This window comes from Bradyrhizobium sp. SOJA106, from assembly GCF_059448745.1.
Genome location: NZ_CM182549.1, coordinates 2,462,329 through 2,475,915 on the forward strand (window position 1 = coordinate 2,462,329; position 13,587 = coordinate 2,475,915).

Annotated in this window: 16 protein-coding genes; 6 read left to right on the top strand and 10 right to left on the bottom strand. The window is 66.1% G+C overall.

Going from position 1 to position 13,587, the window contains the following annotated elements:
* Positions 1–11: 11 nt before the first annotated feature.
* The 6 genes from AC5V87_RS10875 to ygfZ form a co-directional block, all read right to left on the bottom strand.
* The gene (locus tag AC5V87_RS10875; RefSeq protein WP_495370957.1) at positions 12–2,720 is read right to left on the bottom strand and encodes a DUF2339 domain-containing protein; all 2,709 of its coding nucleotides are present in this window, start codon (positions 2,718–2,720) and stop codon (positions 12–14) included.
* A 39-nt stretch (positions 2,721–2,759) separates the two neighbouring features.
* Entirely contained in the window at positions 2,760–3,728 is a 969-nt protein-coding gene (locus AC5V87_RS10880) for an NUDIX hydrolase (RefSeq protein WP_456840116.1), read from the bottom strand.
* A 259-nt stretch (positions 3,729–3,987) separates the two neighbouring features.
* Positions 3,988–4,494, bottom strand: coding sequence for a tyrosine phosphatase family protein (locus AC5V87_RS10885; protein WP_456840115.1), 507 nt, complete (start codon positions 4,492–4,494; stop codon positions 3,988–3,990).
* 144 nt (positions 4,495–4,638) lie between these two features.
* The gene (locus AC5V87_RS10890; RefSeq protein WP_495370958.1) at positions 4,639–5,253 is read right to left on the bottom strand and encodes a YfbR-like 5'-deoxynucleotidase; all 615 of its coding nucleotides are present in this window, start codon (positions 5,251–5,253) and stop codon (positions 4,639–4,641) included.
* The gene (locus AC5V87_RS10895; protein ID WP_495370959.1) at positions 5,250–5,876 is read right to left on the bottom strand and encodes a DNA-3-methyladenine glycosylase I; all 627 of its coding nucleotides are present in this window, start codon (positions 5,874–5,876) and stop codon (positions 5,250–5,252) included. Before AC5V87_RS10895 ends, AC5V87_RS10890 begins: the two co-directional genes overlap by 4 nt.
* Positions 5,873–6,748, bottom strand: a complete 876-nt coding sequence (gene ygfZ / locus AC5V87_RS10900) for a CAF17-like 4Fe-4S cluster assembly/insertion protein YgfZ (RefSeq protein ID WP_495370960.1) — start codon at positions 6,746–6,748, stop codon at positions 5,873–5,875. Before ygfZ ends, AC5V87_RS10895 begins: the two co-directional genes overlap by 4 nt.
* Before the next feature lie 96 nt (positions 6,749–6,844).
* Here ygfZ and AC5V87_RS10905 point away from each other — a divergent pair, with 96 nt between their 5' ends.
* From AC5V87_RS10905 to AC5V87_RS10925, 5 genes are all read left to right on the top strand, one after another.
* Positions 6,845–8,179, top strand: a complete 1,335-nt coding sequence (locus AC5V87_RS10905; RefSeq protein WP_456840111.1) for a dihydroorotase — start codon at positions 6,845–6,847, stop codon at positions 8,177–8,179.
* Positions 8,180–8,251: 72 nt separating this feature from the next.
* Positions 8,252–9,121 carry a sulfurtransferase gene (locus tag AC5V87_RS10910; protein WP_495370961.1) on the top strand — a complete coding sequence of 290 codons (870 nt, stop codon included), beginning with the start codon at positions 8,252–8,254 and terminating at the stop codon, positions 9,119–9,121.
* Positions 9,122–9,247: 126 nt separating this feature from the next.
* Positions 9,248–9,937, top strand: coding sequence for an RNA polymerase sigma factor (locus AC5V87_RS10915; RefSeq protein WP_456840109.1), 690 nt, complete (start codon positions 9,248–9,250; stop codon positions 9,935–9,937).
* Between the two features lie 91 nt (positions 9,938–10,028).
* Entirely contained in the window at positions 10,029–10,562 is a 534-nt protein-coding gene (locus AC5V87_RS10920) for a DUF4142 domain-containing protein (protein ID WP_495370962.1), read from the top strand.
* Positions 10,563–10,573: 11 nt separating this feature from the next.
* Positions 10,574–10,894 (top strand): cupredoxin domain-containing protein, encoded by a 321-nt coding sequence (locus AC5V87_RS10925; protein WP_495370963.1) that lies wholly within the window; start codon positions 10,574–10,576, stop codon positions 10,892–10,894.
* A gap of 4 nt (positions 10,895–10,898) precedes the next feature.
* Here the strand turns inward: AC5V87_RS10925 and AC5V87_RS10930 are convergent, their stop codons facing one another.
* The 4 genes from AC5V87_RS10930 to AC5V87_RS10945 form a co-directional block, all read right to left on the bottom strand.
* A complete protein-coding gene (locus AC5V87_RS10930) occupies positions 10,899–11,165 on the bottom strand; it encodes a hypothetical protein (RefSeq protein ID WP_235539844.1) in 267 nt (88 codons plus the stop codon).
* A 192-nt stretch (positions 11,166–11,357) separates the two neighbouring features.
* Complete coding sequence (locus AC5V87_RS10935) at positions 11,358–11,735, bottom strand: TIGR02301 family protein (protein WP_456840106.1); 378 nt, start codon at positions 11,733–11,735, stop codon at positions 11,358–11,360.
* 46 nt (positions 11,736–11,781) lie between these two features.
* Entirely contained in the window at positions 11,782–12,216 is a 435-nt protein-coding gene (locus AC5V87_RS10940) for an NUDIX hydrolase (protein WP_456840105.1), read from the bottom strand.
* 18 nt (positions 12,217–12,234) lie between these two features.
* Positions 12,235–12,735, bottom strand: a complete 501-nt coding sequence (locus AC5V87_RS10945) for a hypothetical protein (protein WP_456840104.1) — start codon at positions 12,733–12,735, stop codon at positions 12,235–12,237.
* Positions 12,736–12,796: 61 nt separating this feature from the next.
* Between AC5V87_RS10945 and AC5V87_RS10950 the strand changes: the two genes are divergently transcribed.
* On the top strand, positions 12,797–13,555 hold the full coding sequence (locus tag AC5V87_RS10950; RefSeq protein ID WP_495370964.1) for an SOS response-associated peptidase: 759 nt from the start codon (positions 12,797–12,799) through the stop codon (positions 13,553–13,555).
* The last annotated feature ends 32 nt before the right edge of the window (positions 13,556–13,587 follow it).

Sequence of the window (13,587 nt, forward strand, 5' to 3'; positions counted from 1 at the left end):
CGTCCCACGCTCTAGCTGCTCGTCTGCGGAGCCGGCGGCGGTGCGACCTGCCGCCGGAACAGGATGCGCTGGTACAGCCAGCCGATCGCGACCAGCACGATGCCGAGGCACATGAACGACAGCGCGCGGTAGATGCCCGTCAGCGTCGACACGTCGATGACGAAGGCCTTCAGGATCGTCAGCGCGATCACGACGGCCGACGCCAGGCGGGCGCGCTCCGAATTGACGAGAACGCCGACGCCGAGCAGCACCACGCCGAAGCCGAGCCAGCCGATCGAGTAGGTGTATTGCTCCGCGCCCGTCGTAGACCCCGTGGAGAGGATCGGGCCGTGATAGAAGCGGCGGATCTCCAGCGTGACGTAGGCGAGCGCGAACACCAGCGCGCCGCCTGCGATGGTGTTGGCGTAGACCTTGCCGCGCGCGCCGACCACGGCATAAGAGAGCAGCAGCATCAAGATCGCAGGCAGCGCGTAGCCGAGCAGCAGTAGGTTGAACACGGCGCCGCCGACATCGACGCGCCAGATCAGCGGGTTCTCCAGGATGAAGAGACCGAACACGCTGATGAGGCCGGCGATCACGGTAAGCACGACCGCGCCGACATTGTGCACGATGCTGCGGCTGCGCAGCCGCAGGCGCTCCAACCCGATCGCCATCGCAAGTGCGACGCAGACCTGCAGCGCGAATTCGAGCAATGACGGCGGCGAGATCATGTCGCCGCCGGTCGCAAGGTGCCGGATCTCCATGAAGGCGAGCAGCGCGGTGAACAGGATCGCAGCCGCTTCGACCACGCGCAGCGGGGCGTCATCGCCGCGGCGGCGCAGGAACATGCTCGCGCCCCAGAACGAGGCCGCCGGCAGGCCGTAACCCCAGAGCAGCCAGTTGAAGATCGGCGTCGTGCCGACGACATCGCCGACGATGCGCGGATCATAAGCGATGCGTGCGGTGACGATCGCGGCGAAAATCGCAGCTAGCCGGCGCAGCACCGGAATTGGCCGCTGCAACGAGATCCAGGCGGTCCCGAGCGACATCAGTGCGAGTGCAATGGTGAGCCAGCCCTTCTCCAGCGCGAAGGTCAGCGCCAGCGCCAGCGCGCCGAGCGTGCCGGTCGCGAACAATGCGATCGAGGCTGCCACGCCCGGTCGCTCTTCGCGACGCATCAGCGCTTCGGTCGCAGCGCCGAAGGCCGCGGCGAGCAGCACCGCGAGGATCGCGAACGGGATGGAGCGGTCGAGATGGGCGATGCGCGCATAGAGCGCAACCAGGATGGCGATCGGCGTGGCGACGCCGGCCGCCGACCACACCACCGGAACGATCGCCGAATTCGAGCGGCCTTGCGCGAGGAAGCCCGCGACGCCGAAGCCGCTGGCGAAGATCGCGGCCATCACCAGATGCAGCGTCACCGAGCTGTCGGTCGCGACCGGCCCGACGCCGGGCATCGGGCCGCCCGGCAGCACCAGCATATCGGGATTGGCGCGCACCGCCCATTCGGCGAACACGATGAAGACCGTAGCAGCGGCTGCGCCGAGCGCGCCGGTCGCCGCCGGCGCCCGCCAAGCGACGAACAGCGTTCCGCCCACGAGCAGCGTGAAGGCGGTCAGCGCCAGATCCGCATGCGCGCTCGACAGCACGATCAGCATCGCGCCGAACAGATAGGCGCCGAGCGAGCTCGACGACACCGGCTCGATCTCGCCGTCATCGATGGCCGGGCCGAACATGAAGCCGCAGACCACGAGCAGTGCGGCGAGCACGAAGCCGGCGATGACGTGGAAGGCGTGCGGCGCGACCTGCAAATCGCTGGTGTCGAGCCCCGGGAAGACCCACAGCACGGCGAAAACGATGCTGGTCATTGCGAGCCATCGCCACAGCCGGATGCGGGCGAGACCAAAGCTCGCGGCGGTGACGATCGCGAGATAGATATAGAGCGCCCAATAGTCCGGCTTGCCGCTGGAGACGAGGATCGGCGTCGCGAATGCGCCGACAACGCCCAGGCCGGCGAGTGCAGGGCCATGCAGCAGTGCCGCAGCGAGCGTGCCCATCGCAACGATGCCGAGCAGCACGAAGGCCGTGGCGGGCACGAGGAAGCCGTAGAGCGCGTAGGCCGCATAAATGGTCGCGAACGCCGCCGCCGTTCCGGCGGCGGTGAGAATGGCGGGGATGTTGGCGATCGGCAGCGCCGCGATGTTGGAGGTGCTCTCCTTGCGCCGCGTCCATTCGCCGGCGCCGAGCAGCGCGGCTGCGAACAGGCCGCCGAGGAAGACGCGCACGCCGGGGCCGACGAGGCCGGCCTCGATCGAATAGCGCACCATGAAGAAGCCGCCGAGCGCGAGCGCAAGGCCGCCGATCCACACCACCCAGCGCGTGCCGAGCCGCTCCTCGAAGCCGGGCGCCGGCGCGGGCAAAGGCGGCGGCGCTGCATCGGCTGCGGTGCTCGCTTCGAGCGGCGGAGGTGAGGTCTCTTCGATGACGAGCGGAGGCGCCGCGGTCTCGGATTCCGGCGCGAGCGGCGGCGGCTCGGCGGCAGCAGCCGTCGCCGGCGCCTCGGGCTGCACCTGGGTCGGCGGCAGCGGCGGCGGCTGCACCTGCCGCTGCGCATAAAACATCTCTTCGAGCAAGCTCAGCCGGCGGCGCAGCTCGGCCGCCTGGCTGGAAGCCTTGATCGCGATCAGGAAGGCGATGATCGCAATGATCAGCGCGAAGACGTCAAACGGGCCGTCGAACATGAAGCCTCCAGGCAACCGGCGCGCAGATCACGCAATGCTCTAGCGCCGGGAGCGTACGCGCAAGCCTGGCGCGGGCCGCTCCTGGAGCACCTCGCGGCGGAAGCGGTAGAGCGCCGCCGGCCGTCCGCCGGTCTGTGTCGACATCACGCCGGTCGGTTCGACCAGGGCTTCGGTTTCGACCAGGCGGCGGAAATTCTGCTTGTGCAGATGCCGGCCGGAGATCGCCTCCACCGTATGCTGCAATTCCGTAAGTGTGAACTCGGCGGGTAAAAGTTCAAACACCACAGGGCGATACTTCAGTTTTGCGCGCAGCCGCGCGATCGCCGTGGCGAGAATCCGGCGGTGGTCGAAGCGCATGGAGATGCCGAGCGCAGGCAGCGCCTTGCGCGCTAATGCCGCAGGGCGGCCGTCGCGCCGCGCCTCCTCGATCAGGCCGGCCTCGTAGAGCAGCTCGTAGCGGTCGAGCACGCGCTCCTCGTCCCACGGCGCGCCGTCAAGGCCGAAATAGAACCGCACGCGATCCTTTCGCGGCAGTGCGCGTGTGGTCTCCGGCGTCTCCTCCTCGGCCCATTTGGTGAGCGCCGGGATGATGTCGCGGGCGATGATCGCAGGCGGCTGCTCGCGCCAGTCTTCCCAGGGGAAGAAGCGATACCAGGGCTCGAAGCTCGCCCCGGTTGCGGCGAGCTCGCCGTCCACCGCGCGCGTCAGCGCGAGATAGCCGATCGACACCATATGCGCGCCAGTGTCGCCGGCCTCCGCGTGACGGCCGCGATCGCCGAAGGTGTAGAGCTGCTCAACATAGCCGAGCCGCAAGGCCGCCTGTTCCTCGACCCAGGCACGCAGGCCGATCTCGAAGGTGCGATGGCTGAGCGCGTCGAACGGGCCGAACGGCAGTCCGGCCAGCCCGTCGCTGCCGCGCGCGGTGAGCACCAGCGGCTCGTGCTCCGCGATCGCAACGATCGCCGCGGTCAACCCGATCTCGATCGGCGTCAGCAGCTTGTCGCTCATGCGATGATGATCGCGGGTGTTGAGAGAAAGATATGCCGGTTGATTTTGGCAGCATCACCGCGGGCTCGCTGTAACCTCTCCCGCTTGCGGCAGAGGCGCAGGCCGCCCTCGGCGGCCGTAATTAGACACGCCGAGGCAAAGCCTCGGCTATGGCGTAGCGCCGGGTGAGGGCTTACTCCTCTAGGGGATTGTCCCGTTGCGGAGACACCCGCTCCCGCAAGCGGGAGAGGGGGCGCACCTGAGTTGCGGACCACAACGCTCATTCGAGCTCGATCGCGAAGGGGCGGCCTTCGACCATCATGGCGCCGGGGCCCATCTCGTCGAGCGCGCGCAGCATGCGGCCGTTGCGCCCGAGCGCGCGGTCGGCAAGGCTGACGATGCGGCGGTTCGGGGAGGCGATTGGCGAGGCCGCACGGATTTTCCTGGCGATCTCGATCTCGTCGCGCTCCGGATTGAGCGCGCACACGGCGGCGAACGCGCTCGCAGTGGAGCGGCTGATGCCGGCATAGCAATGCACTACCAGCGGCGCACTGCGGTCCCAGCCACGCACGAAGTTCAGCACCTGCTCGATATGCGCCTCCGACGGCGCGACGAAACCGTCCATCTCCTCGGTGATGTCGTCCATCGACACCTTGAGATGGTTGGCCGGCAGCACCGACACGGGACGCGCGACCTGCTCGACATTGGCCATCACCGTCAGCACATGGCTGGCCTTGGTGAGGCGGACAGTTTCGGGAAGCGCGGCGAGGGAACAGACGTGGATCATGGCGGACCTTTTTTGCCGCTGATTATAGCGAGCGCTCGTGGGGTGGGCAAAGGCGCATCGCGCCGTGCCCACCATTTCGCACCGCGCGCATCTCGCCCAGTTTGGTGGGCACGCTTCGCTTTGCCACCCTACGAAGGGATGATGCTACGCAAACACCGCGCCAAACCGCTCCAGAAACTGCTTCTCCGCCCGTGCCGCGGTCCACGGCGTGAGATAGTCGCGCCGGACACTGTCGGACAGGCCCGGATCCTTGCCGAACAGGCGCTTGGCCTCGCTTTCGCTGAAGCCGGCGAGCTCGGTCGCCTCGAGATACGCCGCGCCGCGATCGGCGGCCTTGATCGCCTGCGTGATTTCGTCGGGTAGCACCGGCGGCAGGCCGAAGCGGATGTGGATGGCGCCGAGCAGGCGCTTCTCCACTGCCTTGTAATGGCCATCGAGCACGGCCTTGAACGGCGAGATCATGTCGCCGATCACGTATTCGGGCGCATCGTGCAGCAGTGCGGCGAGCCGCATGCGCTGGTCAACGTTCGGCATCTCGTGCCGCATCACCGTCTCCACCAGCAACGTATGCTGCGCGACCGAGAAGATGTGCGCGCCCGTCGTCTGCCCGTTCCAGCGCGCAACCCGCGCCAGCCCATGCGCGATGTCGGCGATCTCGACGTCGAGCGGCGAGGGATCGAGCAGGTCGAGCCGGCGGCCCGACAGCATGCGCTGCCAGGCGCGGGATTGCGCATCGCGCGCCGTCTTCTTCGCGGTCATTTGGCCTTGAGGCGCGGCTTGCGTTGCGTCTTGCCGCAAGTCGCGTGGCAATGGCAGTCGACGAGATGGTCGTTGACCATGCCGGTCGCCTGCATGAAGGCATAGACGATGGTCGGGCCGACGAACTTGAAGCCGCGCGCGGACAGCTCCTTCGAGATCTGCACCGACAACGGCGTCGAGGCCGGCACGCTCGCGGTGGTCTTGAAATGGTTGACCTTGGGCCGCCCGTCCATGAAGTCCCACAACAGCTTCGAGAAGCCGGGGCCCTTCTCCATGATGTCGAGGTATGACTTCGCGCTCAAAATCGTGCCCTCGATCTTGGCGCGGTTGCGCACGATGCCAATATCGTTCATCAGCGCGTGAACCTTCTTCTCGTTGTAGCGCGCGATCTTTTCCGGCTGGAAGTCGTCGAAGGCTCTGCGGAAATTGTCGCGCTTGCGCAGGATCGTGATCCAGGAGAGGCCGGCCTGAAAGCCGTCGAGGATCAGCTTCTCGTAGAGCGCGCGGTCGTCATATTCCGGCACGCCCCATTCGGTGTCGTGATAGGCGACATAGAGCGGATCCTCGCCGGGCCAGGGGCAGCGGGTCTTTCCGTCGGGATGCAGGCGGGGGGCTCGGCTCATGCGGTGGGCTGCTTGGCTGGAATACGCACGGCGTCGGGTTCGGCGAGGGTCAGGGGCAGGCCGCCGGCGGTGAGCGGCTGCCCGGCATCGAGTGCATCGGCGACGCGGTCGATGCGCACCAGCGCAATGCCCTTGCCTTGCGCCGACGAGCCCATGGTGCCGACTTGCTTGTCGCCGGCCATGACGCTGACACCGACCTCCGGCGAGAGGTCGTCGAGCAGCACCTTGACGCTGCGGGTTCGCGCGGTGCCGCGATGCTGCATGCGCGAGACGACCTCCTGGCCGACATAGCAGCCCTTGTCGAAGTCGACGCCGGCGAGGCGGTCCATGTTGGTCTCGTGCGGGAACGCGTCGCTGTACATGAAATCGAGCCCGCCGCGCGGCACGCCGAGCGCGATGCGGTGCGCTTCATATTCGGCGGCGTCGACAAGCTCGGCGCCGATCAGGTCCGACAATTTCTGCTTGAGATCCTCGGGGATCAGGATGCGGATGCCGAGCTCGGCATTGCGCGGATCGGCAAAGGCGAGGTCCGGCTGCGCCGCAGGCTGACCGCCCCAGGCCGCGAGCACGCCGAGATCGAGGGTCTCCACCCTGACCTTGGCGCGCAGCTTGTAGAATTTCAGCTTGGTGGCAAGTCCCTCGGCCAGGGGCTTCGGGCAGTCGATCAGGAACCCGCCGCCATGGCCCGCGGGCACCTCCGTGATCAGGAAGTCCACGATGATCTTGCCCTGCGGCGTCAGCAGCGCGCCGAATCGCCCCAGGCCCGGCTTGAGCCTGTCGACATCGGTGGTGATGAGGCCGTTGAGGAAGTTGCGCGCATCCTCGCCCGCGATCTTGACCACGCCCCGGTCGGGAAGAAACGCTGATTTCATGCGAAAATCTCTTGCGACATGTTGCTCCGGAACGTAAGCCCGCAAGGCATAAACGACAAGACCTCGAGCCCTGCGCTTGGGGATGAGAGAGGCCCCATGACCCAGCGTTTCGATGTGATCTTGAGGGGCGGCACCGTCGTCAACCAGGACGGCGAGGGTGTTCGCGATATCGGCATCACGGGCGGTCGCGTCGCCGCGCTGGGGGCGCTGTCGCAAGGCTCCGCCGCCGAGGTGATCGACTGCAAGGGCCTGCACATCCTGCCCGGCGTGATGGACACGCAGGTGCATTTCCGCGAGCCCGGGCTGGAGCACAAGGAAGACCTCGAGACCGGCTCGCGCAGCGCCGTGATGGGCGGCGTCACCGCCGTGTTCGAGATGCCGAACACGGCGCCGCTCACGGTGACGGAAGCCACCTTCACCGACAAGGTGAAGCGCGCCCATCACCGCATGCATTGCGATTTCGCCTTCTTCATCGGCGGCACCCGCGAGAACGTGCAGGACCTGCCGGTGCTGGAGCGCGCGCCGGGCTGCGCCGGCGTGAAAGTGTTCATCGGCTCCTCGACCGGCGCGCTGCTGGTCGAGGACGACGAAAGCCTGCGCCGCATCTTCCAGGTGATCCGCCGCCGCGCCGCCTTCCACGCCGAGGACGAGTACCGCCTCAACGATCGGAAATCGCTGCGCATCGAGGGCGATCCGCGCTCGCATCCGGTCTGGCGCGACGAGACCGCGGCGCTGATGGCGACACAGCGCCTGGTCAAGCTCGCGCACGAAACAGGAAAACGCATCCACGTGCTGCACATCTCGACCAAGGAAGAGATCGAATTCCTGCGCGACCACAAGGATGTCGCATCCTGCGAGGCGACGCCGCATCATCTGACGCTGGTCGCGCCCGAATGCTACGAGCGGCTCGGCACGCTCGCGCAGATGAACCCGCCGGTGCGCGGCGCCGATCACCGCGCCGGCATCTGGCGCGGCATCGAGCAGGGCATCATCGACGTGCTCGGCTCCGACCATGCCCCGCATACTCTGGAAGAGAAGCAGAAGACCTATCCGGCGTCGCCTTCCGGCATGACCGGCGTGCAGACGCTGGTGCCGCTGATGCTCGACCACGTCAATGCCGGCCGCCTGTCGCTGGCAAGATTCGTCGATCTCACCAGCGCCGGCCCCGCGCGCCTCTACAACATGGCCTGCAAGGGCCGCATCGCCGCCGGCTATGATGCCGACTTCACGGTGGTCGATTTGAAGCGCAGCGAGACCATCACCAACAAATGGGTGGCGTCGAAAGCCGGCTGGACGCCGTATGACTGTGTGCGTGTGACGGGCTGGCCCGTCGGCACCTTCATCCGCGGCCGCCGCGTGATGTGGCAGGGCGAGCTGGTGACGGCCTCGCAAGGAGAGCCGGTGCGGTTTCTGGAGACGCTGAAGCAGTAGGCGGCGCGGACTAAACACTTCGCGGGCAATGACAGAGTGCCAGGAAGCCCGAGCGCAAATTGGGAGAGAGCAATGTCCCAACCGACGCCCCTCATCACCACCGAGCAACTTGCCGCCATCCTCGGTGATCCCAATCTGCGCCTCTACGACTGCACGACCTACAACGAGCCTGTCCCGCCGGGCAGCGACGTGCCGTATCGCGCGGTGCCCGGCGACAAGACCTTCGCGGCCGGCCACATCCCTGGCGCCGATTTCCTCGACCTGCAAGGCGAATTCTCAGACACCTCCGCGCAGCAGTTCTTCATGATGGCTGATGTGCCCCAGCTGGAAGCCGCCTTCGGCCGCCACGGCCTTGATGCATCCAAAACCGTCGTTCTCTACAGCATCGGCACCATGATGTGGTCGACGCGGTTCTGGTGGATGCTGCGCTCGCTCGGCGTCGATGCCCGCGTGCTCGACGGCGGCCTCGACAAATGGAAGGAAGAGGGGCGGCCGATCGAAACAGGCGCACCGAAGGGTTATCCGGCGACGACCTTCAAGGCTTCGCCGCGCGCGGGCTTCTTCGTCGACAAGAATGTCGTGAAGGCGCGGATCGGCGATCCCTCGACCGTGATCGTCAATGCGCTCGGACCACAGTTTCACCAGGGCTTGGAGCCGAGCCGCTACGGCCGGCCCGGCCGCGTACCTGGCAGCGTCAACGTTCCCGCCGCGACGCTCGCCAACGCCGACAAGACGCTGACAACGCTGGCCGATGCCGAAGCGAAATTCGCGGCCCAAGGCGTCACGCGCGACAAGAATGTGATCGTATATTGCGGCGGAGGCATCTCGGCGACGATCGACCTGCTGATGCTGACGCAGCTCGGCTACGACAAGCTGGCGCTGTACGACGCCTCCATGGGCGAATGGGCGAGGGACCCCTCGCTCCCGATCGAGACGGATTAGGGCCTTTCTTACCCTCCGCTCCAGGTCCTTCCAGGCGAGGGTAAGGGCCGGACGAGAAAACTGGGAACCTTTTCCCTTGGCCCGCATCCAATGTCCGGAATGACGCAAAACAAGCAGGTGACCGCCATGCAACGGACCGCAGCCGGCCTCTCCGCCGGTCTCAGGACATCGGAAGCCGAGCTGATTGACCGGGCCCGGGGCCGCGACGAGGCCGCGCTGCGCGAGATCATGCAGGCCAACAACCGCAGGCTCTACCGCCTCGCGCGCGGCATCCTGCGCAGCGACAGCGAAGCTGAGGACGTGGTGCAGGAGACCTATGTCCGTGCCTTCACCCATCTCGAGGGCTTCCGCGGCGAGTCCGGGCTGTCGACCTGGCTGTCGCGCATCGCCATCAACGAGGCGCTTGGCCGGGCGCGCAGCGCCAGGCCGCATGTCGAGCTCGGCGCGGTGCCCGAAGAGGCGCTCGAGGCGCAGATCATCAAATTTCCCGTTTCTCCCGCAGGCGATCCGGAAAGGACCATGGCCCAACGTGAAATCCAGCGCGTCGTCGAACGCGCCATCGACGAGTTGCCGGATGTCTTCCGCATGGTGTTCGTCGCGCGGGTCATGGAGGGCATGAACATCGAGGAGACCGCCGATCTCCTCGGCGTCAAGCCCGAAACCGTGAAGACGCGGCTGCACCGCGCCCGCGCCATGCTGCGCGAGAACGTCGAGAAGGAGATCGGCCCGGTGATGATGGACGCCTTCCCGTTCGCCGGCTGGCGCTGCGAACGGCTGACGGAGGCCGTGCTGAAGCGGCTCGGCATCGGCGGCTGAAGATTTTCGGGAACGTTTGCGCGAGACGTCCATCCAATTCCTGTGAAGCAACGCGCCGGCAAAACGTCCGGCAGCACAGGAGTGTCAAGCCATGTCCGTTCGTTGGAGCGCGGCGACCGCCGCAGCCATTCTGTTGTTCAGCCCCGTGCTGCTGCAAGGCGCGCACGCTGCCGACAAGCTCAGCGATCCGCAGATCGCGCACATCGCCTACACCGCCGGCGTGATCGACATCAACGCTGCCAAGCAGGCGCAGAAGAAGGCCAAGAACAAGGACGTCAAGGCGTTTGCCGACGACATGCTGCGCGACCACGAGGCGGTCAACAAGCAGGCGCTGGCGCTGGTCAAGAAGCTCAACGTGACCCCTGAGGACAACGACACCAGCAAGGCGTTGTCGAAGCAGGCGAGCGACAAGCTGGCCGAGCTCGATAAGCTGAGCGGCGCGGCCTTCGACCAGGCCTATGTCGCCAATGAGGTCGCCTATCACAAGACGGTCAATGGCGCGCTCGAGACCCAGCTGATTCCGTCGGCGAGCAATGCCGAGCTGAAAAGCCTGCTGCAGACCGGTCTGAAGATCTTTCAGGGCCATCAGCAGCACGCCGAGCACGTCGCATCCGAGCTGAAGTAGGAGGGTGTGAGATGAAGCCGGGACGCCTCGCAGCGATCACGCTTGCGGCCATCTTCATGCCGATGGTCGTCCCGGCACACGCCGCGACCATCGAGATCACGATGGAGAATCTCGTGATCTCACCGGCTGAGGTGTCGGCGAAGGTCGGCGACACCATCAATTGGATCAACAAGGACGTCTTCGCCCACACCGCCACGGCGAAGAACGCCGATTTTGACGTGGCGCTGCCGCCGAAGAAGTCTGCCTCATTCGTTCTGAAGAAATCGGGAACGGTCGAGTACTACTGCCGCTATCATCCCAACATGAAAGCGACGCTCAAGATCGAGCCGTAAGCGCTTACTGCCTTGAGACGCCGACCGAGAATTCGCCGTTGCGCACCCGGCCAGGAAGACCCTCGACGAATTTCGCCACCGCGTCCTCGCCATAGGTGCCGACCAGCTCGGCGAAGGCGGCGAACAGGCTCGCCTGCGCCAGGCAATCGCCATCGACGCCGTCATGGCGCGCCTCGGCCCAGGCCTCGTTGAGATAGCTCAAGGCGGCCTGCTTCTGCTCGTGATCGGGCAGCGGCGCGCGGGCGGGGGCGTAGGAAATCGGCTGGCTCATGAAACTCAGTCAGGGCTGGGCGCGATCCACGGCGATGCGCTGTGCGAGAGGTGTAGCACGGGCGTTAACGACCGCTAGGGCACATCTTTAAGAACGGTTAACGGCTGTGAACAAAGTCGATGACAGGGTTCCCGTCACTGTCAATCCGGGGCGCGACCAAGTCGCGAACCCCGGAATGACGAGGAGAGAGTTTCAGTTCGCGTAACGCGCGGTGAGATCGCGCGAGATCCTCGAGCCTTCCTCGATATAGCGGCGGATCGCGACCGTGGCCGCCGGCGTGCAGCTGCGGTAGGTCTGCTGGAAGCCGTTATAGCCGCGGTTGAAGCCGGCGATCATGCGGGTGCGGCGCTCGCCAGAGGGGGTTTCGGCATCGATCAGCGCCTGCATCTCGCTGCGCCATTTGTTGCCCTCGTTGGATCCGCAGATGCCGCGCAGATAGTGCAGGCCGCCCAGGATCTCGGCCAGCCGCTGCAAATCGGCGTCAAACGGCGCCGCCACGTCCTGTGCCCTCGCGGGCACGGAGGCGCAGGCGAGAAGCAGGGCAAAAATGGCCAGAGATCGCGTGGACATCGCCGCGTGTATGCCCCCTCGGGACGGCGGGCGCAAGGCGGGATGGTCAGGCGCCAATCAAGCGCGCAGCGGACTGGATGACGTCCTCCAGTCCCCCGGTCAGCTTGACCTCGCCGAGGCTCGCGAGCGCATCCGGGGCGATCCAGCGGTAATCGTCGAGCTCGTCGTTGAGCGCCGGTTCCCTGGCCACCCAGCGGGCGGCAAAGGACATGATCAGGTAATGGCCGGCGCCGGGCGCGGACGGCAGCACCTCGCGCCAGCCGGCAAGGCCGACGATCTCGATGGAAAGGCCGGTCTCTTCGTCGACCTCGCGCTTGAGCGCCTGGTGCAGCGATTCGCCGAACTCGACGCGGCCGCCCGGGAGCGAATAGAAGCCTTTGGCGGGTGAGCGGGCACGGCGAGTCAGCAGCACCTTGCTGTTGCGAAAGATCGCGGCACTGACCGCGATCTGGGGATGGGTGGGCTGGACGACCGCCGACATTTTCTTGGAGACCCTGGCTCAGTTGGCCATGATGGTGTCGACGTCGGCTTCCGCGCCGCCATTGATGATGCCGCCGCAGGCCGCGATCAGCGGCTTGACCCAGAGAGTGGCCTGCTCGGCGAGGCGGACGCGAGTCGAATCCTTCTCGACCTCGCGCATGGCCGAGCCAACCGCGGTCAGAATCGATGTCATGGTGTCGGTGATGTGGTCGAACTGGGCGCGCACATTCGGATCGGCTTTCTCGTAGGCCTCGATGGCGAGATCACGTGCCTTGAAATTCGACGCCGTGAAATGCTCGGCATAGGACAGCGGCGACCAGGTCAGAAAATCTTCCGCGCATTCGGGCATGTCGGGGACCATTTCCAGCAGCATCACGGCTTCATTGAAATGGTTGAGATAGTCGGTGGCAAGCCCGGTCCGCGGGTTGATGTTGGCCACGCGCAGCCGTTCGGCCCAGGCCTCGGCCTCGGGGCCCGTCTGTACATGCGTCCGCGCGGGTTGGGAGGCCATTGAGCTCATCGGCCGCAGTGTTAACGTTCGGGGTTAAAAGGACCTCAACGGACCCTATATTGGCCCAAGGATGTGTGGACGCTTCGTCATAACTTCAGCCCCCGCGGCTTTACGGCAACTGTTCGGCTATATCGAGCAGCCGAATTTCCCGCCCCGGTACAATGTCGCTCCGACACAACCGATTCCGGTCGTTTTGATCGAGAACGGCGCGCGCCATTTCCGCCTGATGCGTTGGGGCCTGCTGCCGAGCTGGGTCAAGGATCCCCGCGGATTTACGCTCCTGATCAACGCCCGCTCGGAGACGGTGCTGGAGAAGCCCGCGTTCAGACACGCGATTCGCCGCCGGCGCGGGCTGATCCCGGCCGACGGCTATTACGAGTGGAAAACCATCGAGGGCCGCAAGCAGCCCTTCTTCATCCACCGCGCCGACGGCGAGCCGCTCGGCTTTGCCGCGGTGTTCGAAACCTGGATCGGTCCGAACGGCGAGGAGCTCGACACTGTCGCGATCGTCACCGCTGCGGCGGGCGAGGATCTCGCCGCGCTGCATGACCGCGTGCCGGTCACCATCAGCCCGCGCGATTTCGAGCGCTGGCTGGAGATCCGCGGCGACGAGGTCGATCACGTGTTGCCGCTGATGAGGGCGCCACGCATCGGCGAATTCGCCTGGCACCCGGTCTCGACCCGCGTCAACCGCGTCGCCAATGACGACGAGCAGTTGCTGTTGCCGATCAGTGCGGAGGAGATGGAGGCGGAAGCGCCGAAGCCGAAGAGAGTGGCGCGGAAAGTTGCGGCGAGCTCGGCCGATGACGGGCAGGGGTCGTTGTTCTAGCCAAGCTGGCGCCCTTCACTCCGCTGTCGTCC

Excerpts from the sequence above, each read along its gene's own strand:
- AC5V87_RS10925 (WP_495370963.1), top strand. The coding sequence starts at position 10,574 with ATGAAGCCGGGACGCCTCGCAGCGATCACGCTTGCGGCCATCTTCATG.
- AC5V87_RS10935 (WP_456840106.1), bottom strand. The coding sequence starts at position 11,735 with ATGTCCACGCGATCTCTGGCCATTTTTGCCCTGCTTCTCGCCTGCGCC.
- AC5V87_RS10920 (WP_495370962.1), top strand. The coding sequence starts at position 10,029 with ATGTCCGTTCGTTGGAGCGCGGCGACCGCCGCAGCCATTCTGTTGTTC.
- ygfZ (WP_495370960.1), bottom strand. The coding sequence starts at position 6,748 with ATGAAATCAGCGTTTCTTCCCGACCGGGGCGTGGTCAAGATCGCGGGC.
- AC5V87_RS10905 (WP_456840111.1), top strand. The coding sequence starts at position 6,845 with ATGACCCAGCGTTTCGATGTGATCTTGAGGGGCGGCACCGTCGTCAAC.
- AC5V87_RS10945 (WP_456840104.1), bottom strand. The coding sequence starts at position 12,735 with ATGAGCTCAATGGCCTCCCAACCCGCGCGGACGCATGTACAGACGGGC.
- AC5V87_RS10940 (WP_456840105.1), bottom strand. The coding sequence starts at position 12,216 with ATGTCGGCGGTCGTCCAGCCCACCCATCCCCAGATCGCGGTCAGTGCC.
- AC5V87_RS10885 (WP_456840115.1), bottom strand. The coding sequence starts at position 4,494 with ATGATCCACGTCTGTTCCCTCGCCGCGCTTCCCGAAACTGTCCGCCTC.
- AC5V87_RS10890 (WP_495370958.1), bottom strand. The coding sequence starts at position 5,253 with ATGACCGCGAAGAAGACGGCGCGCGATGCGCAATCCCGCGCCTGGCAG.
- AC5V87_RS10915 (WP_456840109.1), top strand. The coding sequence starts at position 9,248 with ATGCAACGGACCGCAGCCGGCCTCTCCGCCGGTCTCAGGACATCGGAA.
- AC5V87_RS10910 (WP_495370961.1), top strand. The coding sequence starts at position 8,252 with ATGTCCCAACCGACGCCCCTCATCACCACCGAGCAACTTGCCGCCATC.
- AC5V87_RS10930 (WP_235539844.1), bottom strand. The coding sequence starts at position 11,165 with ATGAGCCAGCCGATTTCCTACGCCCCCGCCCGCGCGCCGCTGCCCGAT.
- AC5V87_RS10895 (WP_495370959.1), bottom strand. The coding sequence starts at position 5,876 with ATGAGCCGAGCCCCCCGCCTGCATCCCGACGGAAAGACCCGCTGCCCC.
- AC5V87_RS10880 (WP_456840116.1), bottom strand. The coding sequence starts at position 3,728 with ATGAGCGACAAGCTGCTGACGCCGATCGAGATCGGGTTGACCGCGGCG.
- AC5V87_RS10950 (WP_495370964.1), top strand. The coding sequence starts at position 12,797 with ATGTGTGGACGCTTCGTCATAACTTCAGCCCCCGCGGCTTTACGGCAA.
- AC5V87_RS10875 (WP_495370957.1), bottom strand. The coding sequence starts at position 2,720 with ATGTTCGACGGCCCGTTTGACGTCTTCGCGCTGATCATTGCGATCATC.